This window comes from Sphingobium sp. GW456-12-10-14-TSB1 (genome assembly GCF_059424385.1).
Genome location: NZ_JBWKZI010000001.1, coordinates 1,545,843 through 1,571,117 on the forward strand (window position 1 = coordinate 1,545,843; position 25,275 = coordinate 1,571,117).

The window sequence follows — 25,275 nt, forward strand, 5'->3', positions numbered from 1 at the left end:
GGGACGCAGAGGAGACATCATGCGACATCTACTGGCCTGCACGGCCATCGCCCCGGCGCTGGTCGCGCTGACGCTGGCCAATGCAACGGCCGCCACCACGATCGGCACGTCGACCACCACCTCAGTCAAGACGTCGACCGTCGCGAACGGATCGGCGGACGACATCGTCATCAGTTCCGCTGGATCGATCACCCTGACCAGCGGCACCGGGATCACGCTCGATAGCAACCATGACGTCAGCAATGCCGGCACGATCACGATCAATGATGCGAACGATGTTACCGCCATCCTCGCCGCACCCGGCACGACGGGGGACATCACCAACAGCGGTACGATCACCCTGACCGAAAATTATACCGCGACCGACACCGACAGTGACGGCGACATAGACGGCCCCTTCGCCAAAGGATCGGGCAAGACCGGCATCCGGGTCCAGCCCGGTGCGCCGCATGTCGGCAATATCGGCCATAGTGGTACAATCACGATCGAGGGTAACCAGTCGGCGGGCCTTCGGCTGGACGGTGCGCTGACCGGCAATCTGTCGACCAGCGGCATCACCAATATCACCGGCGACAATAGCTACGGACTGGTCGCCAATGCCGTTACCGGCAACGTCACGCTGCGCGGTTCGACGTCGGTGCAGGGCGCCAACAGCATTGGCGCGGCTTTGCTGGGCGACATCAATGGCGCGCTCAAAATCCAGGGCAACATCGCCAGCACTGGCTATCGCTCCACCACCCGTCCGACCGACGTGACCAAGCTGGATGCCGACGATCTGTTGCAGGGCGGCTCCGCCGTCGTCATCGCTGGCAATGTGAGCGGCGGCGTGATCTTCGATGTACCGCCGACGCCCAGCAGCACGGATACCGACGTGGACGATGACGGCCTGCCCGACGCCAGCGAAGGCAGCGCCTCGATCGTCACCTATGGCTCCGCCGCTGCGGTGCAGGTCGGCGCTTCCAATGCCGACACCGTCATCGGCGCGGTCGCGGCCGACAGTTCGGGCTATGGCCTGATCGTCAAGGGCCAGATCGGAGGCTTTGGCGTGTATGACGGGGTTGCCGCCAATGGTTTGAGCATCGGCGGACTGGGCGGCAATGTCACCATCGCCAACGGCATCGGGATCGACGGGACGGTGTCCGCCGTCTCCTACGACAGCAGCGCCACTGCATTGCGGCTTGGATCGGGCGCCAGTACCGGCACGATCAAGGTAGGCGGCACGGTCGGCGCGGCAGGATCGGCGCTGGCTGGCACATCGGCTCGCGCCATCGTCATCGACGCTGGCGCGTCGGCCAACGCGCTTACCATCAGCGGCACCGTCAGCGCGTCAGCGGCCAATAAGGAAAAAGGTACGGCGATCGCCATACTCGATTCCTCCGGCACGCTCGCCAGCCTGTCCAACACTGGCCGGATCAGCGCATCGGGCGGCCTGACCAACACCGCCATAGACCTGACCGCCAACAGCAGCGGCGTCACCCTGACGCAGGCGCTCGCGTCCTCGACAGCCGCTGCGCCGACCATTATCGGCGATATTCGACTGGGATCGGGCAATGACGGGCTCACCGTTTCGGCCGGCAGCATCACCGGCAATCTGACGCTGGGCGCAGGCAATGACAGCATCGCCCTGTCAGGCGCATCCAACCTGACCGGCAATGTCGACTTCGGTGTCGGCAATGCGAACCTCTCCCTGGCCGACAGCGCCAGACTGGACGGCGCGGTCGATTTCGGCAGCGGCAGCGGCACGCTGACCCTGGGCGGCACGTCGGCGCTGACCGGCGCGATCAGCAACAGCGGTAACATGGCGGTCGTACTGAACGGCGGCACGCTCAATGCCACCAACAGCGGCCCGGTTTCTCTTGCGTCGCTGTCCGCCAGCGGCACATCGACACTGGGCGTCACCATCAACGCGGCGACCAATGCCGCCACCGTCTATAATGTGGCGGGCGCGGCCAGCTTCGCCAGCGGATCGCAGGTGAAGGTCAACCTGACCCAGGTCGGCGGATCGGCGGGCGACTATGTCATCGTCCGTGCCGGATCGCTCAGTGGAGCCCCGGCGTTGGCGACCAGCACCCTGCTCCCCTATCTGTTCAAGGGCAATATCAGCGGCGACAGCAATGCCGGGACCGTCACCCTCTCGATTGCCGCCAAAAGCGTGACCGAACTGGGGCTGACCGGCTCGCTCGCCCGTGCCTATCCGGCGATCTTCAATGCGCTCGATAATGATGCCGCCGTCGCCACCGCCTATCTCGGCATCAGCGATGGCACGACTCTGGCCACCAATCTGCGCCAGATGCTGCCCGATCATGCGGGCGGCACGTTCGAAGCAGTGACGTCGGGATCGCGCGCGACCGCGCGCATCCTGTCGGACCCCAATGGCGTCTATCGGACCAAGGACGGGCGGCTGGGCTTCTGGCTGCAACAGGTGGGATTTGGCGGCGCCAAGAGCGTGGGCGATACAGCCTCCTACGACATCAACGGCTGGGGCGCAGGCGGCGGGGTCGAATATCTGACCGATCTGGGCGCGTTCGGCGGCTCCTTCGCCTATATCCACGCCAGCGACAGCGGCGGCAGTTCCAACAATGCGGTCGATTCCGATCAATATGAACTGGCGGCGCACTGGCGCGGCCAATGGGGTCCGCTGCTGGCCTTTGCCCGTCTGTCCGCCGCCCATATCGGCTTTGACGGCACCCGCCGTTTCGACAATGGCGATGTCACCCGCACCGCGAACGGCAACTGGAACGGCAAACTCTATTCCGCCACGGCCGGTGCCTCCTACCAGTGGCAGATGGGCCGCATCAGCCTGCGCCCGGCGATCGGCATCGACTATTATCGCCTGAAGGAGGATGGCTATAGTGAGAGCGGCGGCGGCGACGCCTTCAACCTCACCGTGCTGGGCCGGACCAGCGATGAAACCACGGCCAGCGGCACAGTGACGGCGGGCTATGACTTTGGCAGCCTGAAGCGTGAAGATCGCTGGGTTCGACTGGAACTGGAGGGTGGCCGCCGCCAGATCATTGGCGGATCGCTGGGCGACACGGTGGCCAATTTCAAGGATGGCGATCGTTTCACCCTGGTCGCCGACGATCGCACCAATGGCTGGACAGGCCGCGCGCGCCTCTATGGCGGCACCGACACATTCCGGGTCGGCGGCGAATTCGGCGCGGAAGAACAGCAAAATCACGTCGCCATCTCATTTCGGGCGACGGTTAACTTCGTGCTGTGACGTCTTGCCTATGAATGGACGGGCCACACCCCACAGACTTCCCGGCCCGTCCATTTCCGCCCCGGCATGATCCCTCCCCCAGGGGCCGGGCACAAAAGAGGGGCGTCGCCATCCCCACCGGCGACGCCCCTTAAATTTGCCCCATCCTCGCCAGCCGGAGGATGAATTTTCCGCTTACCCGGCCAATGCCTTCTTCACCAGTTCGTTCACGACCTGTGGGTTGGCCTTGCCCTGCATGGCTTTCATGGTCTGACCCACGAAGAAGCCGAACAGCGCTTCCTTGCCGCCGCGATATTGTTCGACCTTGTCGGCGTTGTTCGCCAGCACCGTGGCCACCGCCGCCTCGATCGCGCCAGTGTCGGACGTTTGCTTCAGACCCTTCTCCTCGACGATCTTGCCGGGCTTGTCGCCAGTTTCCAGCATGATCTCGAACACCTGCTTGGCGATCGTGCCGCTGATCGTGCCGTCGGCGACCAGTGCCAGCAATTCCGCGCCATCGGTCGGGCCGACCGGGCTGGTCTCCAGCGTCTTGCCCAGCCGATTGAGCGCGCCATAAAGTTCCGACAATAGCCAGTTGGCCGATGCTTTCGCGACATCGCTCTCGCTTTTGCCCTGGATGCGCGCGGCTTCGGCCACCAGCGTCTCGAACCAGCGCGCCGTGTCGGCGTCGGCGGTCAGGGTCGCGGCATTATAGGCGGACAGGCCCAGCGCCTGCTCATAGCGCTTACGCTTGACGTCGGGCAGTTCCGGCAGCGAGGCGCGGCATTCGTCCAGAAACGCATCGTCCAGCACCAGCGGCAACAGGTCGGGATCGGGGAAATAGCGATAGTCGTGCGCATCTTCCTTCGACCGCATCGACCGCGTTTCGTTGCGATCGGGATCGTAGAGCCGCGTTTCCTGCACGATCTTGCCGCCGGCCTCCAGCACATCGACCTGCCGGTTGGCCTCATGCTCGACCACGGCCATGACGAAGCGGACCGAGTTGACATTCTTCGTTTCGGTGCGGGTGCCGAATTCTTCGCCGGGCTTGCGAACCGACACGTTCACGTCGGCGCGCATCGATCCCTGGTCCATATTGCCGTCGCACGACCCGACATAGCGCAGGATCGTCCGCAGCTTGGACAGATAAGCCCCGGCTTCGGCGGGCGAGCGCATGTCGGGCTTCGACACGATCTCCATGAGCGCCACGCCCGACCGGTTGAGGTCGACATAGGAACTGGTGGGATGCTGGTCATGCATCAGCTTGCCCGCATCCTGCTCGACATGGATACGCTCGACGCCGATCACCTTGGTGCTGCTGTCCGGGTTCTTCTCGTCCAGCACGATCTCGATCTGCCCCTCTCCCACGATCGGGTGATAGAGCTGACTGATCTGATAGCCCTGCGGCAGATCGGCATAGAAATAATTCTTCCGGTCGAAGCGCGACCATTTGTTGATCTGCGCCTCGATCGCCATGCCGGTGCGGACCGCCTGGCGAATGCACTCGCGATTGGGGACAGGCAACATGCCGGGCATGGCCGCATCGACCAGGCTGACCTGCGTGTTCGGCTCTGCCCCGAAGGCAGTCGCCGCGCCGGAAAACAGCTTGGCATTCGACGTCACCTGCGCATGGACTTCCAGGCCGATCACGACCTCCCACTCGCCGGTTGCGCCCTGGATGCGATAGGTTGATTCAGTCATTCGCTTCTTGCCCATCAATTTCTGTCGGAGCGATCCGACCTTTGCCTCGGCGACCCTTAACCCACAGGCTGGTCCTGGGACGATCGGATGTCGCTTCCGCCGTCGCCATGACGATCTTCTGCCGCTTGGCTGGTCGATCATCCTTACGCTGATATCGCTGTTTCTCAGAAACAGTGAAGGAACCAAGCAAATCGACAAGTCCCCCCACCAGTTCTGCGAAACTCATATTACCACCACTTGTCCGGTCGCGCGGTGAAGCCCGAACGCTCCTCGATCGCCAGCGAAGCGTTCAGCACAGTCTGCTCGTCCAGCGCCTTGCCGATCACCTGCAATCCGATTGGCAGCCCCGCCGAATCCAGCCCGCCCGGCACAGCCATCGCGGGCAGCCCCGCCAGCGAGCCCGGCACGGTGAATACGTCATTCAGATACATGGCCAGTGGATCGGCCTGCTTCTCACCCAGCGCGAAGGAGGAACTGGGCGCGGTCGGCGTCAGCAGCAGGTCGCATTTTTCAAACGCGAGTTCGAAGTCGCGCGCGATCAGTGCCCGCACCTTCTGCGCCTGGGTATAATAAGCGTCGTAGAAGCCGGCAGACAGCACATAGGTGCCGATCATGATGCGGCGCTTGACCTCCGGCCCGAAACCGGCGGCGCGGGTTGCGGCATACATATCCTGCAAACCAGCGCCATCGGGCAGGTCGCGCTGGCCATAGCGCACGCCGTCATAGCGGGCGAGGTTGGACGACGCTTCGGCAGGCGCGATGATATAATAGGTCGGCAGCGCATATTGGGTATGCGGCAGCGATACCTCCACCACATTGGCGCCTGCGTCCTTCAGCCATTCGATGCCGCGATCCCACATGGCGGAGATTTCGGCGTTCAGGCCATCGGGACGATATTCCTTCGGAATGCCGACCGTCTTGCCCTTGAGGTCGCTCGACAGATTGGCTTCCCACTGCGGCACCGGCAGGTCGAGGCTGGTCGAATCCTTGGGGTCAAAGCCCGACATGACTTCCAGCAGGATCGCATTGTCGCGAACCGTCCGCGCCATCGGCCCGGCCTGATCGAGCGAGGACGCAAAGGCCACGATGCCCCAGCGCGAGCAGCGGCCATAGGTCGGCTTGATCCCCGAAATGCCAGTGAAGGCGGCAGGCTGGCGGATCGAGCCGCCAGTATCCGTGCCGGTCGCCGCCGGGCACAGCCGCGCGGAAATGGCCGAGGAAGAACCGCCCGAAGAGCCGCCGGGCGCGAGTGCGGCATTGTCGCCACCGCCACGCTTCCATGGGGAGATAACATTGCCGAAATAGCTGGTCTCGTTGGACGATCCCATGGCGAACTGATCCAGGTTCAGCTTGCCCAGCATCCCCGCGCCTGCCGCCCACAGCTTGCCCGATACGGTGGATTCATAGGTCGGGACGAACCCTTCCAGCATGTGCGACGCCGCGGTGGTCTGCACCCCTTTGGTGCAGAACAGATCCTTCATGCCGATCGGCACACCGGCCAGCGCGCCCGGCGTTTCGCCAGCAGCCTTCGCCTTGTCGGCCGCGTCGGCGGCTTCCAGCGCCTTGTCCGGCGTCTCGACGATGAAGGCGTTGAGCGCCTTGGCCGCCGCGACATTGGCGTTGAACCCTTCGGCCACTTCGCGCGCGGAAAAATCGCCAGCGCGAAACCCGTCGCGGATTTCGGCTACGGTCAGGTCAGTCAGATTGGTCACTCGATCACCTTGGGAACGGCAAAAAAGCCATGTTCGGCCTGGGGGGCATTGGCCAGCACAAGTTCGCGGACATTGCCGTCGGTCACGACATCCTCACGCAGGCGCTGAACATTGGGAATGACGGCGGTCATCGGCTCTATGCCGGTGACGTCCACCTCGCCCAATTGCTCCACCCAGCCAAGGATGTTGTTGAGTTCGGGCACCATCGCTTGCGCTTCGGCGTCAGTCACCGAAATGCGCGAAAGGCTGGCGATCTTTTTTACAGTTTGAAGGTCTATCGACATGGCTTCGCCGCTAGCACTCGGTTCAACCTGCTTCAAGGGGCGACCTGTCGACCATGGTTCATCTTGCGCAGGCGCAGCGCTTGCGCCAGACAGGCGGGGAGAAGGGCGGGCCAGGGTCCACCCGACATCGGAGAGCAGTCGTGGCGCGCAAATTCCTCTATGTATTCGCTGGCCTGATTGTGTTGGTGATCGTGGGTAAGCTGGCTTATGGAATCTTGCAGCCCCAATTGATGCGTATTGCAATGGTCCCGCGCGAAGCGTTTAGCGACCTTCAACCCCTGCCTGCCGACGCTTATGACAAGCAGGCGATGTGGATCGCCAGGCCCGACATCTTAAAGGATAATCCCGCGCTCTGGACGCCACAGGGGGTCAAGGATGCGCCCGTTCCGGAAAAGGCTGCGGTATTCTTCATCCACCCTACCAGCTACATCACCACCTTTAGCAACGCTCATTGGAACGCGCCGATTGGCGAGAAGGAAGCTGACGCAACCGCGCGCCGCTTCGTGACCGGCCAGGCCAGTGCGTTCAATGCGGCTGGCAATATCTGGGCGCCGCGCTATCGCCAGGCCAACTTTGGCGCCTTTCTGACCGACGGGCCGGAGGGGGACAAGGCGCTTGCCGTCGCCTATCGCGACGTGGCCCAGGCGTTCGCTGCTTTCCTGAAAGCCAATCCTACCGGGCCGCTGATACTGGCCGGGCATAGCCAGGGGTCGCGCCACCTGCTGCAATTGCTGCGCGAACAAGTCGCGGGCAAGCCGGTCGAAAAGCGGATCGCCGCTGTCTATGCCGTGGGCTGGCCGATTTCGGTCGAGGCAGACCTGCCCGCACTCGGCCTGCCTGCCTGCGCGCGCGCAGCGCAGGCGCATTGCATCGTCAGTTGGCAAAGCTATGCCGAACCGGCCGATCCGTCAGCGGTGATCGAAACATTCGGCAAGAAAACCGGCTATACCGGCAAGCCGCGCAAGGGCACCCACATGCTCTGCACCAACCCCATCACCGGCGCGTTCAACGGCGCAGCGCCCGCCAGCGCCAATCGCGGCACGCTCGACAGCCGCGACGCAGGCAAGCCCCCGCGTCTCCTGTCAGGCATCGTGCCCGCCCGCTGCGACACCAGCGGCGTGCTGATGATCGGCGAACCGGTGGACATGGGCCCCTTCACCCTGCCCGGCAACAACTACCATGTGTATGATTACAGCCTGTTCTGGGCCAACGTCCGCAACGACGCCCGGCAGCGGCTGGCCGCATTCCTGAAGTCATGAGCCTGCTGACCACGGATCGCGTCGCCTTTCGCGAATGCCTGCCCGAAGGCGGGCGACTGATCGGCATGGATGTCGGCACCAAGACGATCGGACTGGCGCTGTGCGACGATCGCTGGTCGATCGCCAGCCCGGCCCACACGATCAATCGCGGCAAGTTCACCAAGGACAAGATCGCGATCGCCGCCTTCATCGCGCAGCAGCAGGTCAAGGGCATCGTCATCGGCCTGCCGCTCAACCTGGACGGCACAGGCAGCCCGCGCAGCCAGTCCAGCCGCGCCTTTGCGCAAAATCTGACCGATCTGGGCCTCCCCATCCTGTTGTGGGACGAACGCTGGTCGACCCAGGCCGTCACCCGCACCCTGCTGGAAGCCGACGCCAGCCGTGCCCGGCGCGAGGTACTGGTCGACAAGCTGGCGGCGAGTTACATTTTGCAGGGCGCGATTGATGGGCTGGTGGCGGGTCTTTAGGCCAGCGAATGCTCCATCCTCACCGTCATCCTGAATTTATTTCAGGATCCATCGTGCCCCAAAAGCCGCCGCTGGAGACGAGAAATGGATGCTGAAACAAGTTCAGCATGACGATGATGGCGGGGGGGCGGAGTCATATATGATAGCCCCGCATTTGATGCGCCCCTAATCCCCGTCCCGCCCGTACACATCCGGCAGAAACTGCACCCCCTGCGCGGTCGGAACGGCGGTCAGATAGGTGAGATATACCGGCACCGGCTGCGGCAAAGGCTGATGCTGTTCCGGCGCGCTGCCGTCCGCCACCGGCTGCTTGCCGAAGAACCAGCGGCCAAGGCGCTGCGCATCCTCCAGGCGGACGCAGCCATTGCTGAAATGGCGCGCAGGCTTGGCGAACAGGTCGCGCGAGGGCGTGTCGTGCAGGTAGATGCCAAGGTCGTTGGGGAACATGAATTTCACCCGGCCCATGGCATTGTCGCCGCCCGGCAATTGCCGCACCCGCACTTCGCTGCGCCCCGCCGCGACCGAACCCCAGTCGACCGCGCTCTGGGCAAGAGGCGCGGGATTGGCGCTCCAGTCGGCCAATGCCTCATAATGCATGCCCTTGAGCGAAGCGCCTTTCAGGATTTTTGGCGCGACCCGGCTTTGCACCAGATCGGGCGGGATGTTCCAATAGGGGTTGAGCGTGGCGTAGCGGATCATGCCCGCCATCATCGGCGTCTGCGATTCCCTGGCGCCAGCCACGACCTTCATCGTGCCGTCGAGCGCGCCTTTGCTGTAATACCAGAGGCGCGCCGATGCGGCATCCACCACGACATGCCGCACCCAGGGTCCGGGAAGCAGCCGGGCCCGCTCCATATTGAGCGCCAACTGCCGGTCATAATAAGCCGGTCCCCGGTTGAGCGCGCTGATCGTCTGCCCGCCCGCTATGCCGTCCGCGGACAGCCCATGATCGCTCTGGAACGCGCGCACACGCGCTGTCAGTGCCCGGTCATAGGCGGCGCCCTGGGCCAAGCCGAGCCGATGGCGCAGCAGAGCGATTTCCGGCGTGCTGCCGCCGGGGCGCAGCTTCACCCCTTCCGGCACCGTAACGCCCGGCAGGTCGCCCCAGCGCGCCCGGTAATCGGCGCGGGCCGTGCGCAGGCGCATGTAAAAGGGACTCATCCAGCCAGCGGTCTGAATATAGTCGGTGAGCGACGGGGTCACGGCAGCGGCACGCAGCAGGTCCGATGGATCGGGATCGCGCGGTTCGACTTCCGGGTCCAAATAGCGCATGCCGATGCCGCGTGCGGGACGGCGCATGTCTGCGACCAGCGCGGCAAAGGCTTTTGACAGCGCCAGATCGGCGCGGGCCAGTGCCTTGGGCGTGGGGCTGGCGTCCGCTTCCTCGATCAGGCGCTGGAGGCCGCGCGGATCATAATCACGCGGGTCGAGGCCATCGACATCGACGCTGGCGATCAGCGCCAGCAATGCGTCGGCCTGCGGCCCGATCGCGTCCTTTTCCACCCAGAGCGGCCAATAGCCGCGCGGACCGTAAAAATCCTTGAGCTTTCCGCTCACGCCCGCGCGAATTTCGCTCGCGACGCTGGCTTTCGCCGCGTCCGCAGGCGCATCGGCGGGCTGGGCACGCGCGGACACAGGCAGCGCGACGGCGCAGGCCGCAAGCAGCAGAGCGAGGGGAAAGGCGCGGGCGCGGCGGTGGTGCCGCGCCCGGTTCATCTTACGGATCAGCCGCGTTCTCCGCGACGGGGCGGCGGCGGCGGGGGCGGCGGCGGGCAAGGCGGCCCCTGCACGGCATGATACATGCCGTCCGACGTGTAATAGCCATCGACATAGCCGTCGCCATCGCGATCGGCAGCGACCGTACCGGCAATCGCGCCCGGCCCGACGGGCGGCGCAACGGTAACGGGCGGTTCATTCTTGGCGCAGGCGCTCAGCGCGAACAGCCCGGCGGCAGCCAAAGCCATATGGTTGATTTTCATATCTTCTCCCTGGGCGCGATGGCGGGGATCGCCGGACGCCGCATTGACCTCTAGCCGCAGCAGGTGCGACGCGAGGGCAACGTGCGAACCACGCAAAATAATCCATTACCGGAGCGAAATGACGGCGAACAGTGGCTTAACCACGATAATGCGACGAAATGGCCGAAAATCAGTCCTGCACCCAGTCGGCCGAGGCGATGCCTTGCGCATAGAGCAGCACGGAAAGGTCGCCATGGACGATTTCCGCTGCGGCCGCCGCGCGAGTCTTGGGCTTGGCATGATAGGCGACGCCCAGCCCCGCCCCCTCGATCATCGGAATATCATTGGCACCATCGCCCACAGCCAGCGTCAGCGCGCGATCCATGCCGCCAGCGATCATGGCTTCCAGTTCGGCGCGTTTGCGCGCGGCATCGACGATCGGGCGGGTGACAGTGCCCAGAAGCGCGCCGTCGGCAATCTCCAGCACATTGGCGACAGCAGCATCGAAGCCGATTTCCTCAGCCACTGGTCCAGTGAAACGGGTGAAGCCACCCGACACCAGCAGGGCTTTGGCACCCCGCGCCTTCATCGTGCGAACCAGTGCCCTGGCGCCGGGCATAATTGTCACCCGTTCGGCGCGGCAGCGGTCGATGGCGCTGTCCTCCAGCCCTTTGAGCAGCGCGACCCGCTCGTCCAGCGCGCCTGCAAAGTCCAGTTCGCCGCGCATCGCCCGTTCGGTGATCTCGGCGATCTGCGGCTTGATCCCGGCATAGTCGGCCAGTTCGTCGATACATTCGACCGTGATCATGGTCGAATCCATGTCGGCGATGATCAGCTTTTTTTCGCGGGTGGCGGCGGGTTGGACGATCACGTCGATGCCCTGCCCCAGATCGGCAAGCGCAGCACGGGCTCCGACCGGGTCGGCGGCGAAAAGGATGTCGGCAGCTTTGCCCGCGTCCAGCCAGATTATATCGCCCGGCCTGCATCCCGCCTGGGCGAGTCTGTCCGCCCCTTGCGCAATATCCCCCTGCCCCATCGAGGCGCTTGCCACTAAGGTCGCGACGAACATGCACACTCCTGAACCACAAGAGGGCGAATCCCGCCCACGGGTCGCGCTTATTGCCGGGCCGACCGCCAGCGGCAAGAGCGCGCTTGCCATTGCGCTGGCCAAAGCCGCCAATGGCATCGTCATCAATGCCGACGCCAGCCAGGTCTATGCCGATCTGGCGATCCTGTCCGCCCGGCCTTCGCCAGAGGAAATGGGCGATGTGCCGCACAAGCTGTTCGGCCATATCGACGGCGCGGAGGCCTGTACCGCGCCGCGCTGGGCGGCGGAGGCCAAGGCAGAGATTGCTGCCGCCCATGGCGCCGGACGCCTGCCCGTGCTGGTCGGCGGGACCGGCCTTTATATCCGCACGCTGCTGGACGGCATCGCGCCGGTGCCTGAGATCGACCCGGAGATTCGCGCGACGGTGCGGGCGCTTCCGGTGGCTGACGCCCATGCGGCATTGCGCGTCGAAGACCCCGAAGCCGCCGCCCGGCTGGCCCCAGCCGACACGACGCGGGTGGCGCGGGCGCTGGAGGTCGTGCGATCGACCGGCAAGCCGCTCAAAGCCTGGCAGCAGCATAAAAGCGGCGGCATCGGCGACGCCATCACCCTGATCCCGATGATCCTGCTGCCGCCGCGCGAGTGGCTGATGGAACGGTGCGACCGGCGGTTCGGGCAGATGATGGAACAGGGCGCAGTGGCGGAGGTGGAGGCGCTGCTGGCGCGCAATCTGCACCCCGACCTGCCGGTAATGCGGGCGATCGGCGTACCGGAAATCCGCGGCTGGATCAAAGGCGACACTAAGCTGGACATAGCAATTGAAAAAGGTCGGCTGGCGACGCGGCAATATGCAAAGCGGCAATATACCTGGTTTTCGAACCAGCCGCCGCCAGGCTGGACGCGTGAAAGGCGGCATATTGATGATAAAATTATCGACGAATTGGCAATTAAATTACAACAATAGTATTTGACACGTCATTTTGTGTCAGATAGTGGCGGCTACCTTGCCATTTCGCGTCGCTTGACGCAAAGGGCCCGGCTTGAACAATGCGAAGGAATCTATCGTGGCCGAAAAGAGCGGCGCGGACATTTTGGTCGAATGCCTGCTGGATCTGGGTGTCGAAGTCGTGTTCGGCTATCCGGGCGGCGCAGTGCTGCCCATCTACGACGCACTCTTCAATCATCCCACGATCAAGCATGTGCTGGTCCGCCACGAACAGGGCGCGACCCATATGGCGGAGGGCTATGCCCGGTCGACCGGCAAGCCCGGCGTCGTCCTGGTCACGTCCGGCCCCGGCGCGACCAATGCCGTCACCGGCATCACCGACGCGCTGATGGATTCGATCCCCATGGTCGTCATCACCGGCCAGGTTCCAACCCAGCTGATCGGTACCGACGCTTTTCAGGAAGCGGATACGGTCGGCATCACGCGCCACTGCACCAAGCATAATTATCTGGTGAAAGACCCGGCCAAACTGGCGGGCGTCATTCATGAGGCGTTTCATATCGCCACGACTGGCCGCCCCGGCCCCGTCGTCATCGACATTCCAAAGAATGTCCAGATCGCCACCGCGCCCTACAAGCGTCCCGCGCCGGTCGCCCATGCCAGCTATCATCCGCAGACCAAGGCGGATGCCGCCGGGATCGACGTTGCGGTCGAGATGCTGGCCGCGGCGGAACGGCCGGTTTTCTATACGGGCGGCGGCGTCATCAACAGCGGGCCGGAAGCATCCACCCTGTTGCGCGAACTTGCAGCCCTGACCGGCGCGCCCGTCACGTCGACGCTGATGGGTCTGGGCGCCTATCCCGCGACCGGCCCGCAATGGCTGGGCATGCTGGGCATGCACGGCACCTACGAAGCCAATTTCGCGATGAACAAGGCGGACCTCATCATCTGCGTCGGCGCGCGTTTCGACGACCGGGTTACCGGCCGTCTGGACGCTTTCGCGCCCAACAGTCGCAAGGTCCATATCGACATCGACCGCAGCAGCATCAACAAGATCGTCGATGTCGACGTCGCCATCGTCGCCGATGTCGGCAGCGCGATGGCGGACATGGTGGCGCTGTGGAAGGCGCGCGGTCATGAAGCCGCCGACCTGTCGGCCTGGTGGGCGCAGATTGACGGCTGGCGTGCGAAAAAGTCGCTCGGCTATGCCGAAGACGGCGCCGAAATCATGCCCCAACGCGCGATCGCCGACCTGTACACGGCCTGCACCGCGACCGGCAAGGACGTCATCATCACCACCGAAGTCGGCCAGCACCAGATGTGGGCGGCGCAGCATTTCGGCTTCGACGCGCCCAACAAATGGCTGACCTCCGGGGGCCTTGGCACGATGGGCTATGGTTTCCCGGCCGCCATCGGCGCGCAGATGGGCAATCCCGACAGCCTGGTCATCTGCGTCGCGGGCGATGCGTCGATCCAGATGAACATTCAGGAAATGGGAACGGCCAGCCAATATCGCCTGCCGGTCAAGATCTTCATCCTGAACAATGAATATATGGGCATGGTCCGCCAGTGGCAGGAACTGACCTATCAGAGCCGCTATTCCAACAGCTATTCCGACAGCCTGCCCGATTTCGTGAAGCTGGCCGAAGCCTATGGCTGGACCGGCATTCGGATCGAGGGGCCGGACGATCTGGAAAGCGGCATCCGCGCCATGATCGACACGCCCGGCCCGGTGATCGTCGACTGCCGCGTGGCCAAATTGTCCAACTGTTTCCCGATGATCCCGTCGGGTGCGGCGCACACCGACATGCTGCTCGACCCCAGCCAGGTGAAGGGCAGCATGACGGACGAAGCCAAGGCGCTGGTATGAGGATGACGGTGTGACGCAGCATCTGAAACTGCGCATTCACGTCACGGAACCATGGGATTTCGAGCGGAACGTGGGCAGCGCCGAGCTGACCGGCTGGACCATCGACCATGCCGACCCGGACAATGACGAATGGGAAGTGCATCTGGACCAGGGGTTCGACCATCATGAGCGCCATATCGGCACGCTGCTGATCGGCCCGCGCTATGTGGGCGAGCATCTGAGCCGGATGTTCGATGCGGTTACGGGCTTTCCCGTCCGCCTCGCCCACCGGCAGGATGGCGGCTGGCACTATGCCTTTACGGCGATGATTTCGCAGCGACCCGACAAGGCGGACGGGGACGCAGAGCAGGAAAACGGGACAAGCATCTGATGCATATTCAGGAAGAATTGAGCCAGCGACACGTCCTGTCGCTGACCGTCTCGAACGAGGCCGGCATATTGGCGCGCATCGCGGGCCTGTTCACCGCGCGCGGCTATAATATCGACAGCCTGACCGTGGCCGACATCACCCCCGACCATGGCGTAAGCCGCATCACCATCGTCACCAATGGCCCGCCCAAGGTGATCGACCAGATCATCGCCCAGCTCGACCGGCTGGTCCCGGTGCACAAGGTGACGGACCTGACCGAAAGCGGCCCCTTCGTCGAGCGCGAACTGGCGCTGGTCAAGGTGTCGGGCACAGGCGAGGACCGGATCGAGGCGCTGCGCCTGGCCGATGTGTTCCGCGCCAAGGTGGTCGACACGACGATCGAAAGCTTCATTTTCGAAATCACCGGCACGACCGACAAGGTGGACAATTTCGTCGGCCTGATGCGCCAGATTGGCCTGGTCGAGGTTGGCCGCACCGGTGTGGTCGGCCTGATCCGGGGGAAAGAAGCGATTTAACCTGAATTCTCCTCTCCCCGGCGGGGAGAGGAAGCGAGACCAGGCAGTCGATTTAGAGCACATGACTCTGATCGACTGCCTGGTCGCAGCTGGAGAGAGGGCTGACACAGCGGTCCCCCTCTCCAACTTCATCTAGGCACGGCTTCGCCGCGCCAAGATTTCGTATCCTCTCCCCTGAAGGGGCGAGGAAAATGGCACGGTTCGAGGGAAGAGACACTCATGAAGGTTTATTACGATCACGACGCGGACATCGGCCTGATCAAGGGCAAGAAGATCGCCATTCTGGGCTATGGTTCGCAGGGTCATGCCCATGCGCAAAACCTGCGCGACAGCGGCGTTGCGGAAGTCGCCATCGCGCTGCGCCCCGGTTCGGCGTCTGCCAAGAAGGCCGAAGGCGCCGGGTTCAAGGTGTTCCCGAACGCCGAAGCCGCCGCCTGGGCCGATGTCCTCATGATCCTGGCCCCCGACGAACATCAGGCCGCCATCTACGCCGACGACATCCACGCCAATCTGCGCCCCGGCGCGGCACTGGCCTTTGCCCATGGCCTGAACGTCCATTTCGGCCTGATCGAGCCGCGCAAGGATGTGGACGTCATCATGATCGCGCCCAAGGGTCCGGGCCACACCGTGCGCAGCGAATATCAGCGCGGCGGCGGCGTCCCCTGCCTGATCGCCGTCTATCAGGACGCGACCGGCAACGCCCATGACATCGCCCTGTCCTACGCCAGCGGCGTTGGCGGCGGCCGCAGCGGCATCATCGAAACCAACTTCCGCGAGGAATGCGAAACCGACCTGTTCGGCGAGCAGGCCGTGCTGTGCGGCGGCGCGACCGCGCTGGTCCAGGCCGGTTTCGAAACGCTGGTGGAAGCCGGTTACGCGCCCGAAATGGCCTATTTCGAATGTCTGCACGAGCTCAAGCTGATCGTCGACCTGATGTATGAAGGCGGCATCGCCAACATGCGCTATTCGATCAGCAACACCGCCGAATATGGCGACATCAAGACCGGCCCGCGCATCATCACAGAAGAAACCAAGAAGGAAATGAAGCGCGTATTGGCCGACATCCAGTCGGGCCGCTTCGTCAAGGACTTCGTGCTCGACAACCGCGCCGGTCAGCCGGAGCTGAAGGCCAGCCGCATCGCGGCCAAGCGTCACCCGATCGAGGAAACCGGCGCGAAGCTGCGCGCAATGATGCCCTGGATCGCCGCCAACAAGCTGGTGGATCAGGAAAAGAACTGACCGATCATTCCTCCCCTGCAAGGGGAGGGGGACCGCCGCGTAGCGGTGGTGGAGGGGTGTCGCGCTATCGTGAGGGCGACACCCCTCCGTCATCGCTGCGCGATGCCACCTCCCCCACAGGGGGAGGATTTTGCAAAGTCATGTTAGAACGGGAACGATCCGTTTCTGGTTACGGCTCTGGAACTTGTCGGGGGCGCTGCCTATTGTGGTAGCGCCCCTTGATCGTTGTGGAGAGTTTTCCCATGCAAAAATATCTCATCCCCGCCGCTGCCCTGATCGCCCTGACCGGCGGCACCGTCCTGATCGCGCAGGCGCCGATGACCGCGCCCGGCACCAAGGATCCGGCCAAGGTGACAGGCGGCACCTACACCGTCGATCCGGGCCATACCCAGGTGGTTTTTGCGTGGGACCATATGGGTTTCACCAGCAATATGGGGACCATCGCCGAACCGACCGGCACGTTGACGCTGGACAAGGCGAACCCGGCCGCGTCCAAAGTGTCCGTCACCTTCACGGTCGCCAATCTGCGCACGGGCGTACCCAAGCTGGACGAGCATCTGATGAAGGCGGATTTCTTTGACGCCGCCAAATTCCCGACCGCGACCTTCGTGTCGACCAGCGTGAAGCCCGATGGCGCGACCGGGGCGGACATCACCGGCAATCTGACGATCAAGGGCGTGACCAAGCCCGTGACGCTGGACGCTGAACTTTACGGCGCGGGCAAGGCTCCGGCGATGGCGGGCGGCAAGGAAAATGTTGGCTTCGTCGCCACCACGACGATCAAGCGCAGCGATTTCGGCATGGCCTATGGCGTGCCGATGGTTGGCGACGCGATCGAACTGAAAATCGTCGCCGCGTTCCAGAAGTAAGGCCATCAATCCACCTCCGTCACCCCGGACTTGCTCCGGGGTCCAGAGCGTCCGGCGCTGTGTGCCGGACCCTGGATCCTGACTTTCGTCAGGATGACGGATCCGGGTTGGGCAATAACCACTGGACGCCCCGCCACAAAAGCGGCTATGCCGTCCCCATCATGCAGAGCGCGACGCTTCTTCCCCTGCTACGACTTACACGCCCTTAGGCGTGGTTTTTGCGCTGTCTTTCGATTATGGGCAGCAACGATACGCCTAAGGGCTTCCTTTTCGCTGATCATCGTTAACCGGGCTGCGCGCCATCGAATAGCCGCGCGCCCGTTCGCAAAAGAAGTAGCTGACCCATGATGTTGACTGATCCATCCCAGAAATATCGCGCCTTCCCACAGATCGACCTGCCCAACCGCCAATGGCCGGGCAATGTCATCACCAGCCCCCCGCGCTGGCTCTCGACCGATCTGCGCGATGGCAATCAGGCGCTGATCGACCCGATGAATGCAGAGAAGAAGAGCCGCTTCTTCGACCTGCTGGTGAAAGTCGGCGTCAAGGAGATCGAGGTCGGTTTCCCGTCCGCGGGCGCGACCGAATTCGACTTCATCAGCGCGCTGGTGAAGGATGGGCGCATTCCCGACGATGTGATGGTGCAGGTGCTGACGCAGGCGCGTGAGGATCTGATCGCGACGACGTTCGAAAGCCTGCGCGGCGCGAAGAAGGCGATCGTCCATGTCTATAACGCGGTGTCGCCTGCCTGGCGGCGGATCGTGTTCGGCATGGAGCGGCCACAGATCAAGGAGATCGCCGTCACCGCTGCCAAGCTGCTGCGCGACAATGCGGCGGCCCAGCCCGATACCGACTGGCATTTTGAATATTCGCCCGAAACCTTCTCCACCGCTGAACTGGATTTCAGCCTGGAATGTTGCGAGGCGGTGATGGACATTTTGATGCCCACGCCGGACAAGCCGCTGATCCTGAACCTGCCCGCCACGGTCGAGTGCGCCACGCCCAACATCTATGCCGACCAGATCGAATGGATGTGCCGCCATATCAGCAAGCGCGACAGTGTCGTCATCTCACTGCACCCGCATAATGATCGCGGCACTGGCGTTGCAGCGGCGGAACTGGGGCTGATGGCGGGCGCGGACCGTGTCGAAGGCTGTCTGTTCGGCAATGGCGAGCGCACCGGCAATTGCGATCTGGTGACGGTGGCGCTCAACATGTACACGCAGGGGATCAACCCCGGCCTCGATTTCAGCGACATTGACGAGGTCATTCAGACGGTCGAATATTGCAACCAGCTGCCCGTCCATCCGCGCCATCCCTATGCCGGCGAACTGGTGTTCACCGCTTTTTCCGGCAGCCATCAGGACGCGATCAAGAAGGGCTTTGCCGCGCAGGAAGCGCGCAACGACCTGATCTGGGACGTGCCCTACCTGCCGATCGACCCCAAGGATCTGGGCCGCGACTATGAGGCGGTGATCCGGGTCAATTCGCAGTCGGGCAAGGGCGGCGTCGCCTGGGTATTGCAGCAGGACAAGGGCTTCAAGCTGCCCAAGCGGATGCAGGCCGATTTCAGCCGCGTGGTGCAGGGCATGGCCGACCAGTCCAGCCGCGAACTCAATGCCGCCGACATCTGGACCGCGTTCCAGGACCATTATCATCTGGGCGGCGAACAGGCCTATCGCCTGATCGACTATCAGGAAGGCGGCGCGGCAGGCGACCGCATCTTCACCGGCAAGATCGCGCACAAGGGCGGCGAACGCTCGATTTCGGGGCGTGGCAACGGCCTGCTGTCGTCCGTGCTGGCCGCGCTGCGCGAGGAACTGGGCGTCGAACTGGAAATCGCCGACTATAGCGAACATGCGATCGGATCGGGCAGCGACGTGAACGCCGCCGCCTATGTCGAATGCCGCACACCCGACGGGCGCACGATATTCGGCGTGGGGACGGACGCCGACGTCGCGACGGCTTCGGTGCAGGCGGTGCTGTCGGCCGCCAATGCTGTGGCGCGGGGGTAATATCCTCACCGTTCGGTTCGAGCTTGTCGAGAACTGTTCTCGACCGACGCTTCTCGACTTCGCTCGAAGCGGCTCGAACCGAACGGATCAGGGATTAGCCTGTCATCTACTTCGCCAACGCCCGCAGCACGGTGTCCCATTGCAGCAGCGACTCCCCGATCCCAGCGACCGGCACCCGCTCGTTCAGACCGTGGGCAAAGCCGTCCTCCGCCTTCATGAACAGGCTGGAGACGCCGTAACTCGGCACCCCCAGCGCGCGGAAATAGAGGCTGTCGGTCGCGCCCGCCGACATGCCGGGCATGACTATGATGTCAGGCGAACGGGCGGTTACCGCGTCGCGCACCACCTTCATGACGTCGGTGCGCAGGGGTGACGCATCGCTGGCCAGCGATCGCCCAGCGTTTTGACGGTCGCGCCGCTGTCGGCCACCACTTTCACCAGTTCCGCCTTAACAGCCTCAATAGCCACGCCGGGGAAGATGCGGCAATTGACCATCACCTTGGCGCTTTGCGGCAGGGCGTTGAGCGCATGGCCCGCCTGCGCCATGGTGGCGACGCATGTGGTGCGGACCTGCCCGACAAATTCCGGCCTGGTCGACAGCAATTCCGCCGCCGCCGCATCGCCCGTTTCGGCATAACGCCGCATCGCCGCGCCAACCTCCCCGCCGATCCGCTTTGCCGACAGCGCCAGCGACGCCCTGGTCAGTTCATTGCGCATGGCAGGGAATTGATAGGCGGCGATCCTGTCGATTGCTTTGGCCAGCCGATAGATGGGATTGCCCGGCGTCGGCGCGCTCGAATGCCCGCCCGGATCGGTGAAGGCGATTTCGAAATCGGCATAGGTCTTCTCACCGGCCTGCAATTGATAGAGGACCGGCTTCCCCTCCTCATTCAGCAGTCCGCCGCCGCCATCGCCGTTCAGCAGCATTTCCGCGTCCTTATATTGCGCGGCCAGCGCCCTGGTCGTCACCATCGCGGTTTCTTCATCGCCTGACAGCAGCAGGATGACGGTGCGACGCGGGGTCCAGCCCTGCTTTTTCAGTTGCGCCAGCGTCGCGACCATCATCGCGACGTCATATTTATTGTCCTCTGCACCGCGCCCGAAAATATAGCCATTTTCCTCGACCGGGACGAAGGGGTCTCGGGTCCAGTCCGCCCGATCCGCCGCCACCACGTCCATATGGCCGATCATCAGCAGCGGCTTCAATGCGGCGTCGCGGCCCTTGATCGTCGCGGCCAGCGTCGCCGTCTCGCCCATTGGCGTGATGACGATGTCCGCATCGGCAAAGCCAGCGCTTTTCAGCACCGATGCATAATAGGCCGCCAGCTTTGGCACCTGCCCCGCCCCCTCGACCGTGCGGAAGGCGACCGAGCGCATCAATATCTCCTTCGCCGCCGCCGGGTCAGCCGCCGCCATCGCCCCTTGTGGCAGCATCGCCGCCGCGCCCGCCAACAGCCCCAGTCGCCAGTTCATATATGCCCTTTCGATCCATTTGCCCGGCAATGTGGCATAGTGGTGGGCAGCCGCCAATCTGATCGCATGAAAGAACTCTACGTCCGTTCGCCCTGAGCCTGTCGAGCCGAAGGCGACCGAAGATCAACGAACGTCCTTCTTCTCAAGGCAGAAAGGACGAGGCTTCGACAAGCTCAGCCCGAACGGTTGTTGGTGACTGAACGCGAACGGGGGATGCCAGACCCCCGACCCACCCCGGCAAAAACTAAACCCGGCGCAATTTTTGCTTGCGCGCAATTATATGTCGTCGTCCCATATTGATCGGCCTTAGCCCCGCAGGACGTTCAGCCATGGCCCTACCCTATCGCAGTTTCGGATTTCAGGTGCTGGTCGGCATGGTCGCCGGACTGGCGCTGGGCCTTGTCGCCCGCCAGATCGGCGCGGGACCGGATGGCGACCTCAACTGGCTGGCGACCACGCTCCAGACGGTCGGGTCGATCTTCGTTTCCCTGCTGAAAGCCATCGTCCCGCCATTGGTGTTCGCGGCCATCGTCGCGTCGATCGCCAATTTGCGCGCGCTCGACAATGGCGCGCGGCTGGCCGGGCAGACTTTGCTATGGTTTGCCATCACGGCCCTGATCGCGGTCATCATCGGCCTTGCCATCGGCCTGATCGTCCAGCCGGGCGTGGGGCTTAGCACCGCTGCGCTTGCCGCCAAGCAGCCGGACTCCGTGGGCGGCTGGCTCGATTTCCTCAAAGGGTTGGTGCCGGGCAACAGCCTGGCGCTGAGCGGCAGCACCTCGGTCGGTGCGGATGGCACGGCCAGCACCAGCATCGGTTTCAACATCCTACAATTGCTGGTCATCGCCATCGCCGTCGGGCTGGCGACGCTGAAGGTCGGGGAGAAGGCAGAGCCGTTCCTTGCCTTCGTCCGGTCCCTGCTGGCTGTCGTGCGGGCGCTGCTGGGCTGGGTCATCCGCATGACGCCGATCGGCTCGGCAGGCCTGATCGGCGCGGCGGTCGCGACCTATGGCTGGGACGCGCTGGCGCGGCTGGGTGTGTTCACCGGCGCCATCTATCTGGGTTTGGCGATCGTCCTGCTGATCGTTTACCCCACGCTCCTGATCGCCCACGGCCTGAAGCCCCTGCCCTTCTTTGCCAAGGCATGGCCCGCGATCCAGTTGGGGTTCGTCTCCCGCTCGTCGGTCGGCACCATGCCGGTCACCGAAGCCGTGACCGAACGGCTGGGCGTCGACAAAAGCTACGCCGCCTTCGCCATTCCGCTGGCGTCGACCACCAAGATGGATGGCTGCGCGTCAATCTACCCCGCGCTGTCGGCGATCTTCGTCGCGGGCTTTTACGGCATCCCGCTAAGCGCGGTCGATTATGCGCTGATCGCGCTGGTATCGGTGATCGGTTCGGCAGCAACGGCTGGCCTGACCGGCGCGACCGTGATGCTGACGCTGACCCTGTCGACTCTCGGTCTGCCGCTGGAGGGCGCAGGGCTGCTGCTGGCGATCGACCCGATCCTCGACATGGGCCGTACGGCGGTCAACGTAACGGGTCAGGTGCTGGTGGGCGTGATCGTGGCCAAGCGCGAGGGGATTTTGGACGAAAGCGCCTATTATGGCGAGCGCGCGTTGGTGGGGGCTTGAGCGCCCGCCGGTCCGCGCCATGACGATCGCATGGCTATGAAGCTGCATCACTGCCCTGTCCTGCCGCTTCACCTTGGTCTATAGACCTTGGCCCGAACGGCAGAATTGCGACATCAAGGCGGATCAGTGACAGAGTATCAGGTGCATATCATCGGCGGCGGTTTGGCCGGGTCCGAGGCGGCGTGGCAATTGGCGCAGGCGGGGGTGAAGGTGCGCCTGTCGGAAATGCGCGGCGCGGGGGATATGACCCCTGCGCACCAGACCGAGGGCCTCGCTGAACTGGTCTGTTCCAACAGTTTCCGATCCGATGATGCCGACAAGAATGCCGTAGGGCTGCTGCATCAGGAAATGCGGCGGCTCGATTCCGTCATCATGGCGCAGGCCGAGCCGGCCAAGGTGCCCGCCGGCTCCGCTCTGGCGGTGGATCGGCACGTCTTTTCGGGCGGCGTGACCCGCGCGCTGGCCGATCATCCCAATGTCGAGATTGTCCGCGAACGGATCGACACGCTGCCCACGTCCGGCATGACCATCGTGGCGACCGGGCCGCTGACCGCGCCTGCGCTGGCGGCCAGCATCGGCCAGGCGGCTGGCATGGAGCATCTGGCCTTTTTCGACGCGATCGCGCCGGTCGTCCATCATGACAGCATCGACATGGATCAGTGCTGGATGGCCAATCGCTGGGACAAGATCGGCCCCGGCGGTGGCGAGGGCAAGGATTATATCAACTGCCCGATGAACCGGGAGCAATATGAGGCTTTCGTCCAGGGGCTGATCGACGGCGAAAAGACCGAGTATAAGGAGTGGGAGGCCAACACCCCCTATTTCGAGGGCTGCATGCCGATCGAGGTGATGGCGTCACGCGGCCCGGAAACGCTGCGTCATGGGCCGATGAAGCCCATGGGGCTGGACAATCCGCGTACCGGGCGCTGGCCCTATGCCGTGGTGCAACTGCGGCAGGACAATGCCAGCGGCACGTTGTGGAACATGGTCGGGTTCCAGACCAAGCTGAAACATGGCGCACAGGTGGAGCTGTTCCGCACCATACCGGGGCTGGAGAAGGCCGAATTTGCGCGGCTGGGCGGGCTGCATCGCAATACGTTCATCCAGTCGCCCAAGCTGCTCGATCCGACGCTGCGCCTCAAAAGCGCGCCGCATATCCGCTTTGCCGGGCAGATGACGGGGTGCGAGGGCTATGTCGAAAGTGCCGCGATCGGGCTGCTGGCGGGGCGGTTTGCGGCGGCGGAATTGCAGGGCCGCGTCATGACGCCGCCGCCCGCCGACACTGCGCTGGGCGCGCTGCTTGGCCATGTGACGGGCAATGTCGTGAGTGCCGACTATCAGCCGATGAATGTCAATTTCGGCCTGTTTCCGACGCTGGACGAGGTCAAGAAAAAGCAGCGCAAGGAGGCCTATACGGCGCGCGCGCGCGCATCGCTGGGGGCGTGGCTGGGCGAGATGAAGATCGCCTGAAGAACAACGTGCTCCCGCGTAGGCGGGAGCCTAGTTCGGAGCGTGGGACTGGGTTCCCGCCTGCGCGGGAACACGGATCAGCATTTGCACTTGGGCTTTGCGCTGCGTTTCGGCGCTGTCGCCGCGAACTCCGCCGGGGTGAGCTTGCCGTCCTTGTTCCCGTCCGCCGCGCCAAAACGATCCGATGTCGCGACCGCCCACTCCTCGAAAGAGAGGAGGTTGTCGCCATCCTTGTCGAGCGCCTTGAACGCCTTGGTCCGGCTGCCCATCATCTCGATCCGGGTGATGACGCCATCGCGATTGCGGTCGTAACGGGCAAAGCGCCGCTGTTCGCGGCTTTGCGGGCTGGCCTCGGCCGGCATGGGCGGCGCGTCGCCGATGGCGTCAGGATCGCCCTGCGGCAAACTCTCGACCGGCGGCGGTGGCGGCGGGGCGAATGCGAGTTGCGGGACCGGCTGGTTGCTCGCTCGCCCCTGCCACCAGAACAGGCCGCCCGCGATCAGCAGCAGCATCGCCATCGCGCCTGCCAGCAATCGCCCCATGCCCTCATTCTCCCCGGCTGCTTCGCCAGCCTATCCTAGCGCCCGAACAGCGCAACCCGCAACAGCCGCAACGCCAAGGCGCGCGGCATGGCGGCAGGCGCGCGGCGTCCGGCCAGCACATCCTGCCGGGCGAGCGTATAGGCGATCCGCAGCGGCTTCCAGGCGCGCGGCCAGGCGGGTGGCGGGTCCGTCACGAGTTGCTTGGCCAGCGCCAACGCTTCATCGGCCAGCCGATCATCGCCGACATGGCCCGAAAGATCCCATAATGCCCAGACCTGCCCCGCCTGCACCAGCCAGTCGGGGGCGTCCGCCTGGCCCGCCAGGGCGCGGAACAGCCCGCCGCCGCGTCCCACTGCATAGCTGCGCAGGCCCGCCACATCGATTTCCGGCTCCACCACCAATATTTCCCAGCCGTCGATCATCGCGACCAGTCCCGGCGCGGCGGCGGCGCCCGTCGCGCGCATCGCGTCGATCACTGGCTCCCCCTGCCCCTTCGTCCCCGACGCATCGTCGATGACGTCATTCCACCATGCCAACCGCATCTGGCCGATCGTGGGTTCGCGGGTCGATCGCGCGATATGCGCCAGCCGCCCATCATAGGCCCAGATCGCCCGATGCCGCGCCCCGTCCGCCCCCGCATGGGCGCTGAGCAGCGTCGCCAGCGGGGAAAGGCCATCATCAGGCACGGTAGTTATCGGTCC

21 protein-coding genes and 1 pseudogene are annotated in these 25,275 nt (G+C 64.1%); 12 read left to right on the plus strand and 10 right to left on the minus strand.

What is annotated here, in order from left to right; translation table 11 throughout:
* Positions 1-19: 19 nt before the first annotated feature.
* The gene (locus AC07X9_RS07530; protein WP_086485731.1) at positions 20-3,223 is read left to right on the plus strand and encodes an autotransporter outer membrane beta-barrel domain-containing protein; all 3,204 of its coding nucleotides are present in this window, start codon (positions 20-22) and stop codon (positions 3,221-3,223) included.
* A gap of 174 nt (positions 3,224-3,397) precedes the next feature.
* Here the strand turns inward: AC07X9_RS07530 and gatB are convergent, their stop codons facing one another.
* Genes gatB through gatC form a run of 4 tightly spaced genes read right to left on the minus strand, consistent with a single transcriptional unit; the run spans position 3,398 to position 6,899 of the window.
* Positions 3,398-4,903, minus strand: a complete 1,506-nt coding sequence (gene gatB, locus AC07X9_RS07535) for an Asp-tRNA(Asn)/Glu-tRNA(Gln) amidotransferase subunit GatB (protein WP_017184648.1) — start codon at positions 4,901-4,903, stop codon at positions 3,398-3,400.
* Entirely contained in the window at positions 4,896-5,129 is a 234-nt protein-coding gene (locus AC07X9_RS07540) for a hypothetical protein (RefSeq protein WP_095687174.1), read from the minus strand. Before AC07X9_RS07540 ends, gatB begins: the two co-directional genes overlap by 8 nt.
* Before the next feature lies 1 nt (position 5,130).
* Positions 5,131-6,615 (minus strand): Asp-tRNA(Asn)/Glu-tRNA(Gln) amidotransferase subunit GatA, encoded by a 1,485-nt coding sequence (gene gatA, locus AC07X9_RS07545; RefSeq protein ID WP_017184649.1) that lies wholly within the window; start codon positions 6,613-6,615, stop codon positions 5,131-5,133.
* Complete coding sequence (gene gatC, locus AC07X9_RS07550; RefSeq protein WP_017184650.1) at positions 6,612-6,899, minus strand: Asp-tRNA(Asn)/Glu-tRNA(Gln) amidotransferase subunit GatC; 288 nt, start codon at positions 6,897-6,899, stop codon at positions 6,612-6,614. Before gatC ends, gatA begins: the two co-directional genes overlap by 4 nt.
* 140 nt (positions 6,900-7,039) lie before the next feature.
* On the opposite strand from gatC, the gene AC07X9_RS07555 reads away from it, so the two are divergent.
* Positions 7,040-8,158, plus strand: coding sequence for a DUF3089 domain-containing protein (locus tag AC07X9_RS07555; protein ID WP_017184651.1), 1,119 nt, complete (start codon positions 7,040-7,042; stop codon positions 8,156-8,158).
* On the plus strand, positions 8,155-8,625 hold the full coding sequence (gene ruvX / locus AC07X9_RS07560) for a Holliday junction resolvase RuvX (RefSeq protein WP_017184652.1): 471 nt from the start codon (positions 8,155-8,157) through the stop codon (positions 8,623-8,625). The genes AC07X9_RS07555 and ruvX overlap by 4 nt, the downstream gene beginning before the upstream one ends.
* 165 nt (positions 8,626-8,790) lie before the next feature.
* Here the strand turns inward: ruvX and AC07X9_RS07565 are convergent, their stop codons facing one another.
* From AC07X9_RS07565 to serB, 3 genes are all read right to left on the minus strand, one after another.
* A complete protein-coding gene (locus AC07X9_RS07565) occupies positions 8,791-10,401 on the minus strand; it encodes a L,D-transpeptidase family protein (protein ID WP_478048180.1) in 1,611 nt (536 codons plus the stop codon).
* Positions 10,350-10,604, minus strand: coding sequence for a hypothetical protein (locus AC07X9_RS07570; protein WP_017184654.1), 255 nt, complete (start codon positions 10,602-10,604; stop codon positions 10,350-10,352). The genes AC07X9_RS07565 and AC07X9_RS07570 overlap by 52 nt, the downstream gene beginning before the upstream one ends.
* A gap of 169 nt (positions 10,605-10,773) precedes the next feature.
* A complete protein-coding gene (serB, locus tag AC07X9_RS07575) occupies positions 10,774-11,652 on the minus strand; it encodes a phosphoserine phosphatase SerB (protein ID WP_017184655.1) in 879 nt (292 codons plus the stop codon).
* On the opposite strand from serB, the gene miaA reads away from it, so the two are divergent.
* The 7 genes from miaA to leuA all read left to right on the plus strand — a co-directional run bounded on the left by miaA (position 11,651) and on the right by leuA (position 19,455).
* The gene (gene miaA / locus AC07X9_RS07580) at positions 11,651-12,595 is read left to right on the plus strand and encodes a tRNA (adenosine(37)-N6)-dimethylallyltransferase MiaA (RefSeq protein WP_017184656.1); all 945 of its coding nucleotides are present in this window, start codon (positions 11,651-11,653) and stop codon (positions 12,593-12,595) included. The two genes, serB and miaA, sit on opposite strands and share 2 nt — an antisense overlap.
* A 100-nt stretch (positions 12,596-12,695) precedes the next feature.
* A complete protein-coding gene (locus AC07X9_RS07585) occupies positions 12,696-14,447 on the plus strand; it encodes an acetolactate synthase 3 large subunit (protein ID WP_026002679.1) in 1,752 nt (583 codons plus the stop codon).
* Positions 14,448-14,457: 10 nt separating this feature from the next.
* On the plus strand, positions 14,458-14,817 hold the full coding sequence (locus tag AC07X9_RS07590; protein WP_017184658.1) for a hypothetical protein: 360 nt from the start codon (positions 14,458-14,460) through the stop codon (positions 14,815-14,817).
* Entirely contained in the window at positions 14,817-15,332 is a 516-nt protein-coding gene (gene ilvN, locus AC07X9_RS07595; protein ID WP_017184659.1) for an acetolactate synthase small subunit, read from the plus strand. Before AC07X9_RS07590 ends, ilvN begins: the two co-directional genes overlap by 1 nt.
* A 219-nt stretch (positions 15,333-15,551) precedes the next feature.
* Positions 15,552-16,571, plus strand: a complete 1,020-nt coding sequence (gene ilvC, locus AC07X9_RS07600) for a ketol-acid reductoisomerase (protein ID WP_017184660.1) — start codon at positions 15,552-15,554, stop codon at positions 16,569-16,571.
* Positions 16,572-16,813: 242 nt separating this feature from the next.
* Positions 16,814-17,440: a YceI family protein gene (locus AC07X9_RS07605; protein WP_017184661.1), complete on the plus strand. Its 627-nt coding sequence runs from the start codon at positions 16,814-16,816 to the stop codon at positions 17,438-17,440.
* Between the two features lie 344 nt (positions 17,441-17,784).
* Complete coding sequence (leuA, locus tag AC07X9_RS07610) at positions 17,785-19,455, plus strand: 2-isopropylmalate synthase (protein ID WP_017184662.1); 1,671 nt, start codon at positions 17,785-17,787, stop codon at positions 19,453-19,455.
* 106 nt (positions 19,456-19,561) lie between these two features.
* On the opposite strand, the pseudogene AC07X9_RS07615 reads toward leuA, so the two are convergent.
* Positions 19,562-20,928 (minus strand): annotated as a pseudogene (locus tag AC07X9_RS07615) (M20/M25/M40 family metallo-hydrolase).
* A 329-nt stretch (positions 20,929-21,257) separates the two neighbouring features.
* Between AC07X9_RS07615 and AC07X9_RS07620 the strand changes: the two are divergent.
* Positions 21,258-22,562, plus strand: a complete 1,305-nt coding sequence (locus AC07X9_RS07620; protein ID WP_017184664.1) for a dicarboxylate/amino acid:cation symporter — start codon at positions 21,258-21,260, stop codon at positions 22,560-22,562.
* A 126-nt stretch (positions 22,563-22,688) separates the two neighbouring features.
* Positions 22,689-24,032: a methylenetetrahydrofolate--tRNA-(uracil(54)-C(5))-methyltransferase (FADH(2)-oxidizing) TrmFO gene (trmFO, locus tag AC07X9_RS07625; RefSeq protein WP_026002680.1), complete on the plus strand. Its 1,344-nt coding sequence runs from the start codon at positions 22,689-22,691 to the stop codon at positions 24,030-24,032.
* Positions 24,033-24,109: 77 nt separating this feature from the next.
* Here trmFO and AC07X9_RS07630 read toward each other — a convergent pair whose 3' ends face one another.
* Together AC07X9_RS07630 and AC07X9_RS07635 are read right to left on the minus strand one after the other, a co-directional pair.
* Entirely contained in the window at positions 24,110-24,574 is a 465-nt protein-coding gene (locus tag AC07X9_RS07630; protein WP_017184666.1) for an EF-hand domain-containing protein, read from the minus strand.
* A gap of 35 nt (positions 24,575-24,609) precedes the next feature.
* Entirely contained in the window at positions 24,610-25,260 is a 651-nt protein-coding gene (locus AC07X9_RS07635; RefSeq protein ID WP_017184667.1) for a hypothetical protein, read from the minus strand.
* Between the last annotated feature and the right edge of the window lie 15 nt (positions 25,261-25,275).

What these genes read in the sequence shown, in the direction of transcription:
- leuA (WP_017184662.1), top strand. Translation starts at nt 17,785, where the DNA reads ATGATGTTGACTGATCCATCCCAGAAATATCGCGCCTTCCCACAGATC.
- gatC (WP_017184650.1), bottom strand. Translation starts at nt 6,899, where the DNA reads ATGTCGATAGACCTTCAAACTGTAAAAAAGATCGCCAGCCTTTCGCGC.
- ruvX (WP_017184652.1), top strand. Translation starts at nt 8,155, where the DNA reads ATGAGCCTGCTGACCACGGATCGCGTCGCCTTTCGCGAATGCCTGCCC.
- AC07X9_RS07570 (WP_017184654.1), bottom strand. Translation starts at nt 10,604, where the DNA reads ATGAAAATCAACCATATGGCTTTGGCTGCCGCCGGGCTGTTCGCGCTG.
- AC07X9_RS07540 (WP_095687174.1), bottom strand. Translation starts at nt 5,129, where the DNA reads ATGAGTTTCGCAGAACTGGTGGGGGGACTTGTCGATTTGCTTGGTTCC.
- AC07X9_RS07620 (WP_017184664.1), top strand. Translation starts at nt 21,258, where the DNA reads ATGGCCCTACCCTATCGCAGTTTCGGATTTCAGGTGCTGGTCGGCATG.
- ilvC (WP_017184660.1), top strand. Translation starts at nt 15,552, where the DNA reads ATGAAGGTTTATTACGATCACGACGCGGACATCGGCCTGATCAAGGGC.
- ilvN (WP_017184659.1), top strand. Translation starts at nt 14,817, where the DNA reads ATGCATATTCAGGAAGAATTGAGCCAGCGACACGTCCTGTCGCTGACC.
- AC07X9_RS07530 (WP_086485731.1), top strand. Translation starts at nt 20, where the DNA reads ATGCGACATCTACTGGCCTGCACGGCCATCGCCCCGGCGCTGGTCGCG.
- miaA (WP_017184656.1), top strand. Translation starts at nt 11,651, where the DNA reads ATGCACACTCCTGAACCACAAGAGGGCGAATCCCGCCCACGGGTCGCG.
- AC07X9_RS07630 (WP_017184666.1), bottom strand. Translation starts at nt 24,574, where the DNA reads ATGGGGCGATTGCTGGCAGGCGCGATGGCGATGCTGCTGCTGATCGCG.
- serB (WP_017184655.1), bottom strand. Translation starts at nt 11,652, where the DNA reads ATGTTCGTCGCGACCTTAGTGGCAAGCGCCTCGATGGGGCAGGGGGAT.
- gatB (WP_017184648.1), bottom strand. Translation starts at nt 4,903, where the DNA reads ATGACTGAATCAACCTATCGCATCCAGGGCGCAACCGGCGAGTGGGAG.
- AC07X9_RS07605 (WP_017184661.1), top strand. Translation starts at nt 16,814, where the DNA reads ATGCAAAAATATCTCATCCCCGCCGCTGCCCTGATCGCCCTGACCGGC.